General features: G+C 32.4%; 17 protein-coding genes. 15 read left to right on the top strand and 2 right to left on the bottom strand.

Annotated elements, in window-relative coordinates; translation table 11 throughout:
- Positions 1-254: 254 nt before the first annotated feature.
- A complete protein-coding gene (locus BFJ87_RS08740; protein ID WP_077402910.1) occupies positions 255-617 on the bottom strand; it encodes a winged helix-turn-helix transcriptional regulator in 363 nt (120 codons plus the stop codon).
- A gap of 112 nt (positions 618-729) precedes the next feature.
- Here BFJ87_RS08740 and BFJ87_RS08735 point away from each other — a divergent pair, with 112 nt between their 5' ends.
- The 15 genes from BFJ87_RS08735 to BFJ87_RS08670 all read left to right on the top strand — a co-directional run bounded on the left by BFJ87_RS08735 (position 730) and on the right by BFJ87_RS08670 (position 17,055).
- Complete coding sequence (locus tag BFJ87_RS08735) at positions 730-1,110, top strand: DoxX family protein (protein WP_077402907.1); 381 nt, start codon at positions 730-732, stop codon at positions 1,108-1,110.
- 207 nt (positions 1,111-1,317) lie between these two features.
- The gene (locus BFJ87_RS17030) at positions 1,318-1,641 is read left to right on the top strand and encodes a hypothetical protein (RefSeq protein ID WP_245799613.1); all 324 of its coding nucleotides are present in this window, start codon (positions 1,318-1,320) and stop codon (positions 1,639-1,641) included.
- A 12-nt stretch (positions 1,642-1,653) separates the two neighbouring features.
- On the top strand, positions 1,654-1,992 hold the full coding sequence (locus BFJ87_RS17025) for a DUF4253 domain-containing protein (RefSeq protein ID WP_245799612.1): 339 nt from the start codon (positions 1,654-1,656) through the stop codon (positions 1,990-1,992).
- A gap of 88 nt (positions 1,993-2,080) precedes the next feature.
- Entirely contained in the window at positions 2,081-2,872 is a 792-nt protein-coding gene (locus tag BFJ87_RS08725) for a hypothetical protein (protein WP_077402904.1), read from the top strand.
- Between the two features lie 112 nt (positions 2,873-2,984).
- Positions 2,985-3,317 (top strand): CCC motif membrane protein, encoded by a 333-nt coding sequence (locus BFJ87_RS08720; protein ID WP_077402901.1) that lies wholly within the window; start codon positions 2,985-2,987, stop codon positions 3,315-3,317.
- A gap of 242 nt (positions 3,318-3,559) precedes the next feature.
- Complete coding sequence (locus BFJ87_RS08715; RefSeq protein ID WP_077402898.1) at positions 3,560-5,164, top strand: putative Ig domain-containing protein; 1,605 nt, start codon at positions 3,560-3,562, stop codon at positions 5,162-5,164.
- Positions 5,165-5,175: 11 nt separating this feature from the next.
- Positions 5,176-6,582 (top strand): sulfatase, encoded by a 1,407-nt coding sequence (locus tag BFJ87_RS08710; protein ID WP_077402895.1) that lies wholly within the window; start codon positions 5,176-5,178, stop codon positions 6,580-6,582.
- Positions 6,583-6,596: 14 nt separating this feature from the next.
- Entirely contained in the window at positions 6,597-8,012 is a 1,416-nt protein-coding gene (locus BFJ87_RS08705) for a sulfatase (RefSeq protein ID WP_077402892.1), read from the top strand.
- A gap of 96 nt (positions 8,013-8,108) precedes the next feature.
- Complete coding sequence (locus BFJ87_RS08700; protein WP_077402888.1) at positions 8,109-9,632, top strand: sulfatase; 1,524 nt, start codon at positions 8,109-8,111, stop codon at positions 9,630-9,632.
- Positions 9,633-9,758: 126 nt separating this feature from the next.
- On the top strand, positions 9,759-11,225 hold the full coding sequence (locus BFJ87_RS08695) for a sulfatase family protein (protein ID WP_077402885.1): 1,467 nt from the start codon (positions 9,759-9,761) through the stop codon (positions 11,223-11,225).
- Positions 11,226-11,391: 166 nt separating this feature from the next.
- Entirely contained in the window at positions 11,392-12,846 is a 1,455-nt protein-coding gene (locus BFJ87_RS08690; protein WP_077402928.1) for an arylsulfatase, read from the top strand.
- Between the two features lie 46 nt (positions 12,847-12,892).
- Positions 12,893-14,605, top strand: coding sequence for a GMC oxidoreductase (locus tag BFJ87_RS08685; RefSeq protein WP_077402882.1), 1,713 nt, complete (start codon positions 12,893-12,895; stop codon positions 14,603-14,605).
- Positions 14,605-15,165, top strand: a complete 561-nt coding sequence (locus tag BFJ87_RS08680) for a gluconate 2-dehydrogenase subunit 3 family protein (RefSeq protein ID WP_077402879.1) — start codon at positions 14,605-14,607, stop codon at positions 15,163-15,165. Before BFJ87_RS08685 ends, BFJ87_RS08680 begins: the two co-directional genes overlap by 1 nt.
- Before the next feature lie 20 nt (positions 15,166-15,185).
- Complete coding sequence (locus BFJ87_RS08675) at positions 15,186-16,103, top strand: hydroxypyruvate isomerase family protein (RefSeq protein ID WP_077402876.1); 918 nt, start codon at positions 15,186-15,188, stop codon at positions 16,101-16,103.
- Positions 16,104-16,116: 13 nt separating this feature from the next.
- On the top strand, positions 16,117-17,055 hold the full coding sequence (locus BFJ87_RS08670; RefSeq protein ID WP_077402873.1) for a sugar phosphate isomerase/epimerase family protein: 939 nt from the start codon (positions 16,117-16,119) through the stop codon (positions 17,053-17,055).
- A gap of 43 nt (positions 17,056-17,098) precedes the next feature.
- Here the strand turns inward: BFJ87_RS08670 and BFJ87_RS08665 are convergent, their stop codons facing one another.
- Positions 17,099-19,831 (bottom strand): outer membrane beta-barrel protein, encoded by a 2,733-nt coding sequence (locus BFJ87_RS08665; RefSeq protein ID WP_077402870.1) that lies wholly within the window; start codon positions 19,829-19,831, stop codon positions 17,099-17,101.
- Positions 19,832-19,921 lie beyond the last annotated feature (90 nt).

Genomic DNA, 19,921 nt, shown 5'->3' with positions numbered 1-19,921 from the left:
TGTAAAAAAGTACGTATGGTATCAACGTGTATAAAACATAGCTATTAAGTACCAAACCGAAAGGTCTGTGTTTATTTGCAAAGACCGCTAAATTTTTAAATTTGGCTTTTAAGATTGATAAGTTAAAAGAAAATAATCCCTAAGCGTCGTGATGGCTAAGAGCTTAATCCTAAATTAAATACTAATTTAATCCTGAATAAGCTTATTTAAATACGTTAGGGGTAATGTAATCCGGTTTTACATTACGTACTAACTCAATTATTTGAAATTGACTTATTTCCAAAAATTTTTTTTCTGTGATGGATACCCCAATTATGCAATTCAAAAATGACCTTTTCCAGTGTTTTAGAATGCTCTGTAGGCTTATATTCTGTTCTAACAGGAAAACCGTTTAAAACAGTTCTTGTAATTAACTGATGTTCTTCCAAATCCTTCAATTCTTTTGATAAAACTTTGGTGCTTAACTTTGGAATACTTCGCTCTATTTCTCTAAAGTGCTTATTTCCTTCCCAAATTGAAATTAAAATTAAAAGTTTCCATTTTCCTCCAATTACATCTAAAGTGTCTCTTACAGGTAGCAAAGCAGACATACACTCCTTATGTTCCTTTTTTTTCATCTCTACTAATTTAATGATTACCTTAAAGTAACTGATTACCTATAGGTAGCTGATTACTAATGGTAATCAAAAATAGTTAATTTTACAATATTAGTAATAACAACAATTGAAAATGAAAAACAAGATTTTTACAGCTTTATGTATTTTATTTGGATTAATGATGATTAATTCAGGGTTAAACAAATTCTTAAACTATATGCCTATGCCCAAAATGTCTGAAGAAATGATGCAAGTTATGGCTGGATTTATGGCTATAAAATGGATTTTTCCGCTTGTAGCAATTATTGAAATCATAGGAGGTGCTTTAATAGCAATACCTAAGACAAGAGCACTAGGGGCGTTAGTAATTCTTCCTGTTATGGTAGGGATATTTGTTCATCATTTAGTACACAACCTAGCAGGAATTGGAGTAGCATTAATACTATTTGCTATTAATATTTGGGTAATTGTTGTTAACTGGTATAAATACCAACCAATTATAAAAGGTGAATAGAAAAAAAAGTTGATTCTATTTTATGGGCTGGAAGTAATAAAAAACATTACCGCCAAATTATTATAAGCCATTGCTGAGTTAATTATTCATCAATGGCTTTTTTGTATATTTATAGTCTAGGTAAAACCGAAGAAATAGCTACCAAAAATCTACTACTACTCATTTACAAAACTGTTATTTGCTATTTAAACAACATCATTAAACATTATGAAACAATTTATTTACGGTCTACTATTAATAATTCTCTTTGGTTGCGTACAGGATTCAGTAAATTTTTCAAAAACCGAATTATTATTGTTTAAAAATATAGGCTTTGATAAGGAAATTTTGTCTGAATTAAAAAAATCAACAACTAATGAGTTTTTCCAATTTGAAATATCCGAACCTGGATATGTTATGGATAAAAATGGCGTGCAAAATAAAACTGGAATTAAAAAGTTAAATGGTGTTTCATTTAAAACATCCGAAAATCAGGCGTACAAAATCATTCTAGAAAATCGGGGAGAATTACAAAGTAAAGGTTATCAATAATTTTTATCTGAAATGGGATATCAAAGCCCTTCAACCGTTTCCGTAATTAAATCAATGAACAAGTTTGATATTCTTAGAGTTCAAAAAACCGATGGAATCAATTTTGATGTAGAGAACAAAGATGTTATAGCAAAGCTTAAAGTTTGGGATAAGAAATATGGAATTGAAATACTAGGGGCTGATTATGACTGGGTTCACTTAACATTTAATAAAGATATTATTGATGTTAATGCATTTGCAACAGAAGTTTATGACTTTTGTCCAGACTCAGTAGACCAAGGAGTTGGAGAATTAAGTGAACTTGAAAGAATAATTAGAGAAGAAAAACGACTGTTCTTATGGTGGGATTAAGTAAAAGGACTACATGAAAAGTAAAAAAGCAAAAAAGCATTAACTTTAACTTTGTAACTTACTGTTGTAAAAAACTTTTTTAAAAATTATGAAAAATGCCCCAGATAGAAATAAACTTTGTTACTTATATGATGTTGAGGGCAAGACTGATGTAGAATTAACTTGTCAAGAAATACCTAATAATATTTCAGATTTTAAAAAACTTCATATCTCTACATTGGCAATGGATTTCCCAGAATCTGTTTCTAAAAAGCATAGGGATGAACTGGAAAACAAATGGATTGAACTACTCCCGAAGTTAGATAATATTACAAGCTTAAGTATAAGACATAGAGTTAACCAGGAGTATTTTGAGGCTATTTGTAAAATGAAAAACCTTAAAACTTTATTTTTTTGGACATCAACAGTTCAGAACATTAATTCTATTTCAAAACTTAGTAATTTATCGTCATTATCTCTTCAATCCTTTAGTAAGCTTAAAGATGTGTCGGCTTTAAAAAAGTTAAACAAATTGAGAAGGCTAACAATTGAAAATTGTTTTCAAGTAGAAAATTATGAAACTATAGGAGATATTACAGAATTAACGGGGCTTTGTATAGGAGGAGATTTTAGTGCTCCAAAAAACTTAATGCTTCATAGTTTAGTCCCCTTTAAAAGGCTTAATCAACTAAAGCATTTGGATATGTCTACAACATCAATAAGAGATAAATCTTATGATGTAATTTTAGAAATGAAAAATTTAGAAAGACTTGATGCACATTGGAGAATGCCAGATGGTAAAAGAACCGAATTAAAAGAGAAACATCCAAATTTAAAAGCAGGCTTTTTTGTTGATTACAATTTTGTTAAAAATGAATTTTACGAAGGAAAAAAATGGTAAATAATTTATTACAATTATAATACGTAAGTATTAGTTTTAATATGATATTATTTTTTAGAGTAAAATTTTTTATTTGTTAACTTGGGTAATATTATACATAACCAGTAAAAATATGGAGAAAACTAAATTACCAAATGAAAAACTAATTTACACTTTAGCAATATTGAGTTGCACATTATTTTGTTTTGGAGGAATTACAATTGTTTTTGCTTTAATTTCATACATATTAGCTAAAAAATCTAAAAAAAAATATAAACAAAATCCCAATGCGTATACTAATATCGCTAAAATAAAGAAAGGAAAAATTATAGCAATTATTGGATTAATAATTAATTTAATTGTTGTGGGTATTACCATTTGGACATTAGCCACAATAGGATGGGACGCCTGGTCTGATGAATTTGTTAGAAGGTGGAATGATGGATTGCAAAACAATGGTAAATAAACAAAAAAACAACAAATAAAAAACAAAGTATATGGTTATTTTATTTGTTGTAAAAATCTAACAAATAATAAATTACAGCTAAAAATTTAATAAAACAATCTCTATAACTTGTAAAAGCGTGCCTGTAGATAAATACAGGCACGTTTTTTTATGCACTAACAACTACAAAATTTTGACTAAGAGAAACATTTACGCCTCTGCTTATTTGTTACTTAGCAATACCAATTTTAAACAAACCAAAAATGATAAACACTTTATACTCCAATACTCTATGTTTATTAATATGTTTTGCTCTAATTATTTCTTGTAACTCTGCAACAGATCAAAAAATATATCAACCTAAAAACCCAAAAGGGAAGTATATTTTAACACCTAAGGCAAGCGCTAGTCCTAATATTAACGGGCCACAAGTATTTGGTGTACGTCCGGGTTCTCAGTTTTTATATACTATACCAGTTACAGGTAAAAGACCTATGGAGTTTGCAGTTAAAGGTTTACCGGCAGGGTTAAAATTAGATACAGAAAAAGGCATAATTAATGGTGTTATAAAAGATAGCACAGCTAAAGAATATGATTTAACCTTTGTAGCAAAAAATAAAAAAGGAGAACAAAAAAGAAACTTTAAAATTGTAGTTGGCAAAACTATTAGCTTAACTCCGCCTATGGGTTGGAACAGCTGGAACTGTTGGGGACCCAATGTTACACAAAAAAATGTAATTGCCTCTGCGCAAGCAATGGTTAACAAAGGCCTGGCAAATTATGGGTGGAGCTATATTAATTTAGACGATGGTTGGCAATCTCATAGGGGTGGTAAACACAATGGCATATTAGCAGATTCTATAAAGTTTCCAAATATGTATGCAATGACCAGTAAAATTCATAAAATGGGATTAAAAGTTGGTATTTATTCATCTCCGTGGGTAACTACATATGCAGGTTATATAGGTGGTTCTAGTGATACAGAAGACGGATATTGGGATCAAACAATGAACGATAAAAAACTAAAAAAGAAACGCACTTATACAAGAGTTGCTAAATATACTTTTGATGATAATGATGTTGCACAATGGACAGATTGGGGTATAGATTATTTAAAGTATGATTGGAATCCTAATGATGCAGAAAGTACCGTACGTATGGCCAATGCACTACAAAAAAGCAATAGAGACATTGTGTACTCTTTAAGTAATACAGCACCAATTAAAAATGCAGCGCTTTTTGGTAAGTATGTAAATTGCTTTAGAACTTACGGTGATTTAAAAGACCGTTGGGATGGTAAAGGCAGTCATAAAAGTATTAGAGATGAATGGGTAGCGCACAGAGAGTGGATGAAAAATGGGTTTGCAGGTGCACCTGGCCATTTTCCAGATCCAGATATGTTGGTTATTGGGGAATTAAATACAAGAAGTAAAAATCCGCAACCTTCCCGTTTAACTGCAGATGAGCAATACTCGCACGTATCACTTTGGTCTTTATGGGCAGCACCTTTGCTTATAGGTTGCCCAATAGAAACTATGGATAAGTTTACGGTTAATTTGGTAACCAATTCAGAGGTTTTGGAAATTCATCAAGATGCTACTGCCATACCAGGAAAAACAGTGTTTTATGATAATACAATGGAGATTGTAGTTAAAGAATTATCAGACGGTAGTAAAGCAATAGGTCTTTTCAACCTAAAAGAAAAAGAACAAGTTATTACTGTTAATTGGGATAAATTAGGTTTAAAAGGAGAACAGTTGGTAAGAGATGTATGGAGGCAAAAAGATGTAGGTAATTTTACCAATAGTTTTGCAGCAATGGTACCATCACACGGTGTAATATTTGTAAAAGTTACAGCTATTAAATAACAACAGTTTGTATGAAAGTAATAGCAGTTATACTTTATTTTTTACCATCAGTTTTGTTTTCCCAAACAAGTAAACCTAACATTGTTTTTTTACTTGTAGATGATGTTGGTTGGGGAGATTTTGGCTGTTATGGTGCAACATTTAACGAGACTCCCAATATAGATAAGCTAAGTAAGCAAGGAATGCTCTTTACTAACGGCTATGCAGCTAGTACAGTATGTTCACCTAGTAGAGCCGCAATTTTAGCAGGTAAATACCCTGCAAAACTAAACTTAACAGACTGGATTGGCGGTCATAATTATGCGTATGCTAAATTAGCAGTGCCAGACTGGAATAAGCAATTAGCACATAAAGAAAAATTAATGCCGGAGGTGTTAAAAGAGCAAGGCTACTCAACTGCCTTTTTTGGTAAATGGCATTTAATGCCTACAAACAATCAAAATTTTAATGAGCATTACCCAACAAATCACGGTTTTAATATTAACGTTGGTGGCAGAGAATGGGGACAACCTAAAGGTAGAGGTAAATATTTTTCTCCTTTTGATATGCCTAATTTAGATAATGGTAAAAAAAACGATTTTTTAACCGACAAGTTAACCAACGCAGCAATAACGTATTTAGATACGGTATCTAAAAAAGATCCTTTTTTACTATACTTTTCATATTACACAATACACGGTCCGGTTATGGCACCTAAGGCTACGGTAAAAAAATACAAGAAAAAATCTAACACTTTTGTAAATACTAAAAACGAATATGTTAGTGCAACTAGGGCTGCAATGGTAGAAAGGTTAGATGTTAGTGTTGGTAAAATACTAAACAAGTTAAATACGCTTGGTATAGCAGATAATACCATTGTTATTTTAACAGGAGATAATGGCGGGAATTATGATGCTACAACAAACGGTTTAAGAGGGTACAAGGGTTATGCTTATGAAGGCGGAGTAAGAGAGCCTTTATTAGTAAAATGGACCAATAATATAGTACCTGGCAGTAGATCTAATGTGCCTATTATGGGTATAGATTTTTACCCAACAATTTTAGATATGGTTGGTATAACAAATTATAATACTAAAGAAATAGATGGCGAATCTTTTTTACCAATACTTACTGGTGCAAAAAGTAAATTAAAACGAAAAAGTTTGTTTTGGCATTATCCACACTATCACAGAACAAAACCTTACGGATCTATTGTAAATAACAATTGGAAATTATTAGAGTTTTTTGAAGACGGAAAATTAGAGTTGTACAACTTAGCTATAGACCCTAATGAAACAACAAACCTTGTAAATACCAATGTAGCCAAGGTACGTAAATTAAAAAAGAAATTGGTAAAATGGAGAGCATCTGTTGGTGCACAAATGATGAAGCAAAATCCCAATTACAACCTTGCAAAAGCAGGTGTGAAAATTAAATAATTTAAGTTTTTAAAATGATAAAAAGAATTAATAGTAGCCTAGTTTTTTTACTGCTTATTTGTGGTATGATAACAGCCCAAAATAACAAAAAACAGCCAAACGTTTTATTTATAATGGTAGATGATTTAAATGATTGGGTTGGTGCTTTTGGTGGTAACCAACAAGCAATTACACCTCATATAGATGCTTTGGCAGCAAAGGGTGTTGTATTTAAAAATGCCTATTGTTCTGCGCCATTATGTAACCCATCTAGAACTAGCATTTTAACAGGCTACCAACCAAATACTACGGGTGTTTATGGTAATAATGAGATTTTTAGAGAAATAGAAGGTTTTAAAAACACAGTTACTCTACCACAGTATTTTGAGCAGAACGGGTATGAAACTGCTGCGGCTGGCAAAATTTTTCATAATGCAAGAGGTGGTAGTAAAGACCCAAAAGAGGGGAGTGATCCCGGATCTTTTCAACAAGAAAAAATAGGCAATGCAGGCACGGTTTACCCAGATGTAAAAGACCGCCATTCTCACAATTTAAAATTAAAAAAACACGGAGTAAAAGGTTCGTTTTTAAGATCTTTTGATTGGGCTGCAACAGACACACAAGACCAAGATAATAATGACTTTAAGTCGGCTCAATATTGTGCGGACTTTATTACGCAAAAGCATACAAAACCCTTTTTTGTTGCCTGTGGTATTTTTAAACCTCATTTACCCTGGTATGTACCTAAAAAGTATTTTGATCTGTACAATTTAGATGACATTAAATTACCTGTAGTTTTAGAAAACGATTTAAATGATGTTGGACGCATAGGAAATAATATGGCAAAAAAAGGCGTGCACGCGTCTTTATTAGAAACTAATAAGTGGAAAGAAGCGGTTAGGGCATACTTAGCTAATATTTCTTTTGCAGATGCTTGTGTAGGTTATTTGCTAAACGCATTGCAAAATAGTGCTTATGCAAATAATACAATTGTTGTGTTAATGGGAGATCACGGTTGGCACTTAGGCGAAAAACAACATTGGTCTAAAAACGTTTTATGGGAGCGTGCAGCAAAAACACCATTGTTAATTGTAGATCCAAGAAATAAAAATGTAGGTGTAAGTACAAAAATTGTATCTCTTTTAGATGTTTACCCAACTTTAGTAGACATTGCTAACTTGCCAAAGAAAAAAGATTTAGAAGGTAATAGTTTGGTAAAACTCCTAAGCAACCCTAACGCAAATTGGAATTTTACAGCCTTAACTACAAAGGCAAAAAATATGCACTCTTTGCGTAACAGTACGTACAGATACACTGTGTATCCAGATGGTTTTGAAGAGTTGTATAACCATAATACAGACCCTAATGAATGGGTTAATATTGCCCAAGAAAAATCTAGTAAAATAATTTTAGAGCAGTTTAGAAAAGAATTAAAGACAAAGTTAAAATAGAGCATTAATACCTAAACATACAATTGTTATACTAAGGCAGACATTATTTTTTTTATTTCTGATTTATTTTGTGACAATACAATAATACTTACTGAAATGAAAAAACGAACTACAATTTTTAGCACATTTATACTGTTGCTTTTTTTAGGAACTATTACAGCACAAAAGCAAAAACAACAGCCTAATATATTATTTGTAGCTATAGATGATATTAATGACTGGGTATCTCCCTTATCGGGCAACAAACAAGCTAAAACACCTAATATGGATAAGTTTACCAAAAAGGGTGCAATGGTGTTTAAAAATGCGGTTTGCGCAGCTCCAATTTGCGGACCATCTAGGTCGGCATTATTATCTGGTTTTTTGCCAAGTACATCTGGTGTGTATGGTAATGCGCATAATATGTTGTATTCAGATATAGTAAAAGTAAATGCAACACTGCCAGAATATTTTTCTAAAAATGGATACCATACATTAGCAAACGGCAAAATATTTCATAAACACGGTACTGCAAACGGAACAGATTTTGGTCATTGGGCTTTTAATGAGTTTGCACGTGCTCGTAGGTATAATAATGATCCTGTAAACAAAAAGTTATACACTTCCTCTAAAGCAGGTATTATTAATGGTAAGCGCAATGCAGATTTTGCAAGTAAAGAGAGTAAACTAAGTTGGGGACCAACTACAGATGCTTTTGAGGAAACCGTAGATTATAATGTAGCAGATTGGGCAAAAACACAATTACAAAGAGATTTTGATAAACCGTTTTTTATGGGTGTAGGTTTTATTAAACCGCATTTACCTTGGATTGTGCCACAAGAGTTTTTTAATTTATATAAGTTAGATGAGGTTGTACCACCAGTGGTAAACGAAAACGACTTAGATGATATTTTAACTACAGATGGCAAAATGGCATATAAGCCTACAGGGGAATATAAATGGATTAAAAAACACGCACTAGAAAAAGAAGCAACTAGGGCATACTTAGCAAGCATATCTTATGTAGATGCTTGCTTAGGAATTGTTATAGATGCTTTAGAAGAAAGCAAGTATGCTAACAATACTATTGTTGTGGTTTGGGGAGATCACGGTTGGCATTTGGGAGAAAAACAACGATACCTTAAAAATACTACTTGGCTAGAAGCAGTTAAAACACCATTGTTTGTGCGCATACCTGGTATGAAAAAGGCAGTTGTAGTAGACCAAAATGTAAGCTTAATAGACTTGTATCCTACTTTAATAGAATTAAGTAAATTACCAGAAAAGAAAAACTTAGATGGTCATAGTTTTTCTAAAATTTTAGAAAATCCGAAAGCAGATTGGGAATATCCGGGGATAACAATTACCCAAGATGGGACCTCTGTTTTAAAAGGAAAATGGCATTATATGGTAACTGTAAATGGCACAGAGCAGTTATACAATATTGAAGAAGATCCGTTAGAATGGGAAAACTTAATTACAAATAAAAAGTACACACAAATTGTAACCAATTTAAAAAAATGGGTGCCTTTAAAAAGAAAAAAGTCTAGTAAACTTCGATTTAAAAAAATGAAAAATTACGTAGATGCACCTGCAGATCCTACAATTAAATCAAGCAGAAATTTAGATCAATTGTACTAATAGTAAATTACTTTTAGTAAATATAATTTTTTTAAAAAAATGTTAGATAGGACTATTTTTTTTAACGTAACCCTTACGCGGAACACAAATGTATTTAAGACTTTTATTAAATTTTAAAAACTAATTATGATTATAAAGCAGTTATTTTATTATGCAACAGCATTGGTTTTTGCAACAAGTTGTATGGCGCAGAAAAAGCCTAATTTAATTATTATACACACAGATGAGCATAATTTTAGAACCTTAAGTTGCTATCAAAAGCTATTACCAGAAGACCAAGCATTTATTTGGGGAAAAGGCAATAATTCTAACACTCCAAATATTGATAAAATTGCAGATGAAGGTGCAATTTGTACCAGTTACTATGCTTCTTCTCCTGTGTGTACACCTTCTAGAGCATCATTAGTAAGTGGTCTGTATCCGCAAGCAACTGGCGCACCAAAAAACGGATTGCATATTAGTGAAGATATACCAACATTTGCTACAATTTTAAAAGATAAAGGGTATGCAACATCTTATGTGGGTAAATGGCATTTGGCAGGTCATGATAAGTATACTTTTGGGATTAAATACAAAGCTGGTTTTGATGATAATAGGTATATGATGCGCGGTGGTCACGCTCCTTATTTTCAGCTAACACCAAACGGAGTTAAAGGAATTAATGAAAAAGTAGCAGCTAAATTACCTGCAGATGAGGTAATACATTTAACAGATTATTTTACAGATAAAACGTTAGAGATTTTAGAAAGAGATAAAAACAAACCGTTTGCATTAATGCTTTCTATACCAGATCCTCACACACCAGATTATGCCAAGCCGCCATACAATACAATGTATAAAGATTTAAATATACAAGCACCAAAAACAATGGCTCCAGAGTATACAGCAATAAAACCATCTTGGGCAGGAGGTAGCAAAGATGCAAATGAGGCAGTAGGGAAAAAATCGTTTCAGAAACAAAAAGAGGCTTTAAAACAATACTTTGGTATGGTAAGCCATATAGATGATAGTGTTGGGCGTATTTTAAAGTTTTTAAAGGAGAATAATTTAGAAAAAAATACAATAATTGTATTTACATCAGACCACGGAGATATGTTTTTTGAACACAACCGTAGAAACAAAGGCGTACCTTACGAGGCTTCTGCAAGAATCCCTTTTGTAATTAGATATCCAGAAAAAATTAAAGCAGGTAAAGTAATTAATACAGCATATACTAATGTAGATTTTACACCAACTATTTTAAGTTTAATGAATGTAAGTACAGATGCATCTTTTCATGGTACAGACACATCAAAAGATTTTTTAAGTACTAAAAATGAGATTACAGATGCAGACAGGTTAACCTATTACGCAAAAAGCGGTGGCTGGTGGGTTACTGGTGTTACAGATAGATATAAACTGGTGTTAGACAAAAAAGAAAAACCATATTTGTTTGATCTAGAAAAGGATCCAGATGAGCTTATCAATTTTTATAATAATAAAGCTTATAAAACAATAAGAGATAAAATGCAAAAAGAGTTACTATCGCAGTTAATTAAGTATAAAGAACCAGGTTTAGATGGTAGCAATGGCAGTGCTTACATTTTAGAATAATAAAGTTTGTTAGTTTCTGTAGGCACCAAAAAAAGATCGTATTTCTTTTTTTGGTGCTTTTTTGTATTTAGTAGTTATTATACGTAGAACTACAAACTATTTATTAAGGAGCACACATTTTTTACTGTTTTTAATGAATTTTATTTTATTAAAACCAAATAAGATTATGCTTCAGCTTACAACTAACTTTAAATTTTTACTTCTGCCTGTTATTAGTGCTTTTCTGTTTTTTAGCACAACCGTATTTGGCCAATCTAAAAAAAACAAAAAGAAACCCAATATCATTTATATAATGGCAGATGATTTGGGTTATGGAGATTTAAGTACTTACGGTCAACAAAAAATTAAAACACCAAATATAGATGCCCTTGCTGCAAACGGAATAAAATTTACACAGCATTACAGCGGTTCTGCTGTTTGCGCACCATCTAGATCATCATTAATGACTGGGCAACATACAGGACACACATTTGTTCGTGGTAATAAAGAAGCGGGGAAAGATTTACAAGGTCAAATTCCGTTACCTGACAATGCTTTTACCATTGCAGAAATGTTGCAACAAGCAGGTTATAAAACGGGTATGTTTGGCAAATGGGGTTTAGGTTTTGGTACCGGCGATCCAAACAACCAAGGTTTTGATGAGTTTTATGGTTACAATGATCAAAAACTGGCGCACCGCTATTATCCTCCGTATTTAAATCACAATCAAGAAATAGATTTTTTAGTAGGTAACAACTGGATTAAAACACAAACCTACGCCCAAGACAAAATACAGGAAGCTACGCTTAATTTTATAGAGGATAATAAAGACAAACCTTTTTTTGCATACGTACCTTTTGTATTACCGCATGCAGAGCTAATATCGCCTAAAGATTCTATACTAGCTAAATACAAAGGTAAGTTTAAAGAGGTTCCTTATACGGCAGAAGACAAGTACTCGTCTGACTATGGTCCTGATATTGTAAAATACAAGTACTGTACACAAAAAACACCGTATGCTGTTTTTGCCTCTATGGTAGATAGGATGGATGTTTACGTTGGCCAAATTGTAGCTAAGGTAAAAGAGTTAGGGCTAGAAGAAAATACTATTATTATGTTCACAAGTGATAATGGTCCGCATGATGCTGGTGGGGCAAATCCAGAATTTTTTAACAGTGCAGCAGGTTTTAGAGGTATTAAAAGAGATTTGTATGAGGGTGGTATAAGAGCACCATTTATAGCTTATTGGCCAAATACAATAAAAAAAGGAACTGTTACCAACCATATTTCTGCATTTTGGGACGTAATGCCAACTTTAGCAGAAGTTGCAGCAGTGCCAACGCCAAGTACAACAGACGGAATTTCATTTTTACCAACTCTGTTAGCTAAAAAGAAACAAAAACAGCACCCTTATTTATACTGGGAGTTTAATATTAAAAACGGACGGAAAGCTGTTAGAAGAGGAGATTGGAAAGCAGTTGTGTATAATATTAATAAGGACGGAAAAATGGAACTTTATAATTTAGCATTAGATCCATCAGAAAGTAATGATATAGCTAGTAAACACCCAAAAATTGTAGCAGAAATGCAGCAGATAATGAAGGTTGCACACACAAATTCTACTGCTTTTCCTATCAACTAAAACAGATTATAAATACATCAAACTATACCAAACAAAACCAAAAATAATGAGTAAATTTTATTTTAATGAGGAACAAGATTTTTATGATGCTATTGTTGTAGGCACTGGAATTAGTGGTGGTTGGGCAGCAAAAGAACTTTGTGAAAACGGACTTAAAACACTAGTGCTAGAGCGTGGTAAAATGGTAGAGCATATTAAAGATTATACTACAGCACATTTAGATAGTTGGGATTTTCCTAACGGAGGAAAATTAACTAGAGAACAAAAAGCACAGCAATTAAAGCAAACTAGAACAGGGCGTGTTAATAACGCAGATGTAAATAATTGGTTTGTAAATGATATAAAACACCCGTATACAGAGACAAAACCTTTTGACTGGGTACGTGGTTACCACGTTGGTGGTAGATCTATAATGTGGGGTAGGCATAGTTACAGGTGGAGTGAGATTGATTTTGAAGCAAATGCTAAAGATGGTCACGGTGTAGATTGGCCTGTGCGTTATAAAGATATTGCTCCTTGGTATGATAAAGTAGAAACGTACATTGGTGTATCTGGAGAAAATTTAGGTTTAGAACAATTGCCAGACGGACAGTTTTTACCTATGATGGAACACAACTGTGTAGAACAACATTTTAGAGATGGTGTTGGTAAAAATATGGATGGTAGAGTGGTAACTGCCGGCAGAATAGCGCACATTACTGGAGATAAAAAATTTGAAGGTCGTACCAAGTGTCAGTTTAGAAATCGTTGTACACGTGGTTGCCCGTTTGGAGGATATTTTAGTAGTAACTCATCTACTTTACCAGCAGCAGAACGTACTGGGAATATGACTTTAAGACCAGATTCTATTGTGTCTGAGGTTATTTATGATGCAGATACAAAAAAGGCAACTGGTGTAAAAGTTATAGATAGGTTATCAAAAGAAGAATACATTTTTAAAGCTAAAGTAATTTTCTTGTGTGCATCTTCAATGGCAACGGCATCAATATTATTACAATCTAAATCAGATCGTTTTCCTAACGGATTAGGAAACGACTCTGACCAGGTAGGAAGAAACGTTATGGATCATCATTTAGGAACTGGTGCTAGTGGAACTATAGATGGTTTTGAAGATAAATATTATAAAGGAAGACGTCCTGGTGGTATTTACATTCCTAGATTTAAAAATTTAGGAGGTACATCTAACAGTAAAAATTTTATAAGGGGTTATGGTTACCAAGGTAGTGCTAGCCGTAAAAACTGGAAAGATGCTGTGGCAGAACTTACAATGGGAGCACCATTAAAGGATGCTATTTTAAAACCTGGAGGCTGGGTTATGGGTATTGGCGGTTTTGGAGAAATACTACCATACCAAGATAACCGTATGTTTTTAGATTATGATAAATTGGATGAATGGGGTTTACCAACAATAAATTTTGATGCAGAAATTAGAGATAACGAGCATAAAATGAGAGAAGATATGGTAAACCAAGCAGCAGATATGCTTAAAAAAGCAGGTTTTAAAGATATTAAAGCCAGAAATGGCAAGTATAATATGGGCCATGGTATACATGAAATGGGAACAGCCCGTATGGGAAAAGATCCAAAGACATCTGTAGTTAATGCACACAACCAAATACACGCTGTACCAAATGTATATATCACAGATGGTGCTTTTATGGCATCTGCAAGTTGTGTAAATCCGTCTTTAACTTATATGGCTTTTACAGCAAGAGCAGCAAACCACGCAGCACAAGAACTTAAAAAAGGAAATTTATAATGGACAGAAGAAAAGCGTTAATGCAAATGGGAATGTCTTTAGGCTATGTTGTAGCTGTACCAACTTTTGTAAGTGTATTACAGAGTTGTAAAGACAAGAAAAAAGAAGTTTGGACTCCAATATTTTTTACTAAAGAGCAAGGTGTAACCTTAATTGGTGTAGTAGATTCTATTTTGCCAAAAACCGATACACCTTCTGCATCGGAAGTTAACGTGCACGTATTTCTAGACAATTTTGCCGCTAATGTAATGGAAAAAAAGCAGCAAAAAGACTTTAAAGCTATACTAGATTTAATTTCAGAAAAGGCTTTAAAATCTTCAGAGAAAGACAACATAGTAGCACTTACAGAAAAAGATATAGCACCAATAGTGCTTATGTTTTTAAAGGATAAGGAAAAAGATAAAGCATTTGCCAAAAAAGTAAGAGAGTTAACTATTTGGGGCTACAAATGCAATGAGTATGTGGGAGAAAAAGTATTAGCCTATTTACCTGTACCAGGAGAATTTATAGCTTGTGATAGTGTAGAAAAGTTAACTAAAGGCAAAGCTTGGTCTATTTAATCAATGCAAATTAAACTTATATGAAAAGAAGAAACTTTATACAAAAGTCTGCCTTGTCTGCTAGTGCATTAACATTAGGGAGTTCTGTTGCTTACGCGGCAACTAAGCAGCAGAAGATAGTAAAACCTACTTTTAACTTAAAGTATGCGCCACACATAGGAATGTTTGAAAATAGTGCAGGTAAAGACCCAATAGATCAATTAAACTTTATTGCAGACCAAGGTTTTACGGCTTTTGAAGATAATACAATGCGTAAAAGAGATGTTGCCTTGCAAGAGAAAATGGCTAAAACAATGCAAAAAAGAGGCTTAGAAATGGGTGTTTTTGTAGCTGTTTTTTTAAAAGAAGGTAATGTAGCTTCTGGAGATAAAAATGCACAAGAAGCTTTTATAAAATACTGTAAAGAGTCTGTAGAGGTTGCAAAAAGGGTTAATGCTAAGTGGATGACAGTGGTTCCAGGAAATACAGCTAAAAAAGTAAAAGAAGGATATCAAGAAGCAAATGTAGTAGAGACCTTAAAACGTGCTTCTGCTATTTTTGAACCCCATAATTTAACAATGGTATTAGAGCCATTAAACTTTTTTAATCATCCAGGGGCATTTTTAACAGATTCTCCACAGGCATATAATATTTGTAAGGCAGTAGATTCTCCGTCTTGTAAAATTTTGTTTGACATTTACCATCAACAAATACAAGAAGGTAATTTAATACCAAATATGGAAGCTTGTTGGGATGAGATTGCATACCTGCAAATAGGAGATAATCCTGGGCGTAATGAGCCTACCACAGGAGAAATAAATTACACTAATGTGCTTAAGTTTATTAACGATAAAAAGTACAATGGTATTTTAGGTATGGAGCACCGAAATTCTAAACCCGGAAAAGAAGGCGAAAAAGCGGTAATAGAAGCTTACAAAAAAGTAGATAGTTTTAAGTAAAAAACAATATAAGATGAAGAGAAGAAACTTTTTACAGAAATCTGCACAAACAGGAGCTTTACTTACCTTGGGTAGTTTGTTACCTAACACAATGTTGGGAATGCCTTTTACCAACACGGACAAAGATTTGTTTTTTAAATTGTCTTTAGCAGAATGGTCTTTTCATAGGGCTATAAAATCTGGAGAAATGGATCATTTAGATTTTGCTGCCAAAGCGCAAAGTTTTGGTTGTACAGGTGTAGAGTACGTATCTAACTTATTTAAAACTAAAGCAAAAGATAAAGAGTACTTAAAGCAAATGAATTCTAGAGCAGCAGATGCTGGTGTAGAAAATGTTCTAATAATGATAGGTGGCGAAGGTGGTTTAGCTCATACAGAAACTAGAGTGCGATTAAAATCTATAGAAAAACATTATAAATGGGTAGATGCGGCTCATTTTTTAGGATGTAAAACGGTACGTGTAGACTTAAGAGGTGGAAACAATAAAAGTGATGCTGCAAAAGCATCTGCAGCTTCTTTAGCAACATTAGCAGATTTTGCCAAAGGTTCTAATATAAATGTGGTTGTAGAAAATCACGGAGGTTTTTCATCAGATGGTGTATGGCTCGCTAATGTAATAAAACAAGTAGGTTTGGCTAACTGCGGAACGTTACCAGATTTTGGTAATTTTTGTATAGAAAAAGATAAAGATAAAAATTGTTTATCATCTTATGATATGTATAAAGGGATGAAAGAGTTATTGCCCTTTGCAAAAGGTGTAAGTGCTAAAAGTAGAAATTTTGCTGCCGATGGTACAGAGGCTGATATAGATTTTTATAAAATAATGAAATTGGTTAAAGAATCTGGATATACTGGTTTTGTTGGTATAGAGTATGAAGGTACCTTATTACCGGAAGAAGAAGGAGTACAAAAAACAAAAGATTTGTTGCTAAAAGTAGCAAAACAACTGTAAGATTATTGTTTGTTTTAAGTTTAAAAAGAAGGCTAGATACCTGTTATTTAGTCTTCTTTTTTGTTCCTCTTAGTTTATGCGTAAAGCTTAAAATAATATAACGCCCTAGGCTTTCAGATTCTGTTTCTTCAAAGTAGTTTATAGTACTTCTTCTTTCTATATTAATATTTTTATCTAATAAATCTATCAGTACTAATTTTAATATATTGCTTTTATTTTTAGAAAAAGCATAAGATATAGTTGAGTTCCACAGAGGTAGTTTTTGGTTAGATTTAAATTTATCATCAACAAAAACAAGATAATCTAACTGTGTATTAAAGCTAAGCTTTTTGGTAAAATCCTTATCAAACATAACAAAGTACTGCTGTTTTGTAAATTTTCTGTCTAAGTTGTTTTCTATAGAAAAAGTGGTATTGTTAGTGCTGTATGTTGCACCAGCTTTAACATCTAAAGCACTTTTAGTATTGTTTTCTAAAAGTAGGCTAAGCATAATATCTGTAGACATTACTTTATTGGTTTGTAAATTAACAATAGAGTTGGCACTGGTGTAGGTGTTTTTGTTTTTAAAGGTATACCTAAGTCCAATATCTTTTAGTTTTTGACTAAAGCTTATGTTGCTATTAAAACGTTCTTTTTTGCCACTGTTTTGGTAACTAATAGTTCTTATATAATCGTCATCTATGGTAATACTCCTAATAATTGCATCTGCTGTGTTTTGGTAGTCAAACCGGGTGTTAAAACTTAAGTCAGATTTAAAGTTATGTACTACCGTATTTATGGTAAATGCGTTTGTTTTTTCTGCATTTAACTCAGGATTTCCTTTTCGTATATTATATGGGTTTATATCATTAATAACAGTAGAACTCTGAAAACTATTAGGGTTGCGCACCGTTTTTCTGTAATTCAGTCTATATTTTTGACCTCTAACTGGTTTGTAAACAATGTTTGCCATAGGGTTAACATACAATTTGCTAGAAACTATATCTACTTCTGTTAGTACACCAAACGTTCTGCTTAGTTCTTGTAATTCTATTGCAGCATAGGTATTTAATTTGCCTGGGCTGTAGCTGTGTGCCAGTCTTGTTTGCGTGCTATTTTCTATATGCTTGTACTTGTAAGCAAGCAACTCGTCTTTGGCAGTTGTACTTATTGTAGTTTTAGATTGATGGACATCTTCATTATTAGTTCTGTTTCTTAAATATGTTTCTAATTTTGCATAGTGGTTGTTGCCTAAGGGTTCTGTATATTTAAAGTTGAGGTTTACCATAGTGGTTGAAAAACCTTCATCTCTAATGGCATCAATATTGCTAGTAGTTGGGCTATTTGTATTTTGTTTTCTGGTAATTAATGTTGTTTGGTTATTTAACCTGTTAGAGTTGTTAGCCGTGGTTCTTAATCCAACATTAAAACTACGACCAAGTTTAGCCAAACGTTGGTAAAAATTAATAGTAACGTCTGCAAGGTTTTTATCTCTTTTATTATTAGACGCCAGTATATTAGAGGTAGCTAATTCATTTAACTCGTTAAAATAAAAACCATCTCTATTGGTTGTATAGTCAATATTATCTTTGGTAAACTTGCCTTTAACTAACAAGCTATTGTTTTTGTTAGACTTATTTTTATAATCAAAATTTAGATTGTAATTGTTAGAGCTGTTATTAAAAGTATTTTCTGTTCTAAAATCAAAATTAGAGTTATTAGAAAAATTTATTCGTTTAGTGTTAGAAACTCCTTCATTATCAGACAAGTTGTAAAAAAAATCTATGTTTAAAGATTCTTTGTCTTTAAACTCGTGACCAACATTTATGCCTGCAACACCAGTTTTTAAATACCCGCTCAAGCTTTTGTTTTGTTGGTTGTTATCTTCCTCATCATCAGATTCATCTGCAATACCATTTACATTCTTTAAAAAGCCCTGTATGTTAGAGCCTGTTACGTTTATATTATTAAGTTTGCCTATTACAGAAAACTGAGTTTTAGAAGTAAATTTATTGTAATTAAGGTTGCTAAAATACTTACTGTCTAAACCCATCCCGGCAGATACTTTGCCAAAACCATTATTCTTTTTTGTTTTTTTAAGCGTAAAATTTATTACCATTTGCTTGTTGCCATCATCTACACCTGTAAGTTCTGCCTCATCACTTTTTTTATCTATAATTTCTATATTGGCAATAGCATCTGCAGATAAATTTTTTAAAACAATAGATGGGTCACCACCAAAAAACTCTTTACCATCTACCATTATTTTGGCAACTTCATTACCTTGAGCATTAATATTTCCGTCTGCATCAATTTCTAATCCAGGTAGTTTGGTTAGTAGTTCTTCTAAATTATCATCAGGATTTGTTTTAAACGAGTTTGCGTTGTAGGCTATAGTGTCTTGTTTTATTTGTATGGGTACAACAGCAGTTAATGTTATACCGTCTAAAGCAAAGGACTCTTCTTTAAGTACAATTGTTTTAAGGTCTAGCAAATCTGTATTATAATTAATATTTTTAAAAAAAGATTCAAATCCCATAGATGAGATTTGTAAAATGTAGTTTCCTTCCTTTGCTTTATCTAAATTAAAATAACCAGTAGTATTTGTAATAGTATAATCTATATAAGTAGAATCTTTTGGGTTAAGTAATGTAACTGTTGCAGCTTCAATTGGTTGGTTGTTTTCTTCAAAAACTTTGCCTATTATTCCATTTTTAGTTTGTGCTAAGCTTACAAATGATATAAAAAGTAATAATAAAACAATAAATGCTTTGGTATAAAAGACGTTAATTGTCATAATTGTTTTTGGTTGTAATTATGGTAAGGTTTGGTCAAATATATAGTGTTGTATGTAACAAAATGTAGTTAAAGGTAAATAGTATGTCTC

The organism is Cellulophaga omnivescoria (assembly GCF_001999725.1).
Classification (GTDB): Bacteria; Bacteroidota; Bacteroidia; order Flavobacteriales; family Flavobacteriaceae; genus Cellulophaga; species Cellulophaga omnivescoria.
Note: the sequence above shows the minus strand (reverse complement) of the source record. Positions and strands in the feature narration are given on the sequence as shown.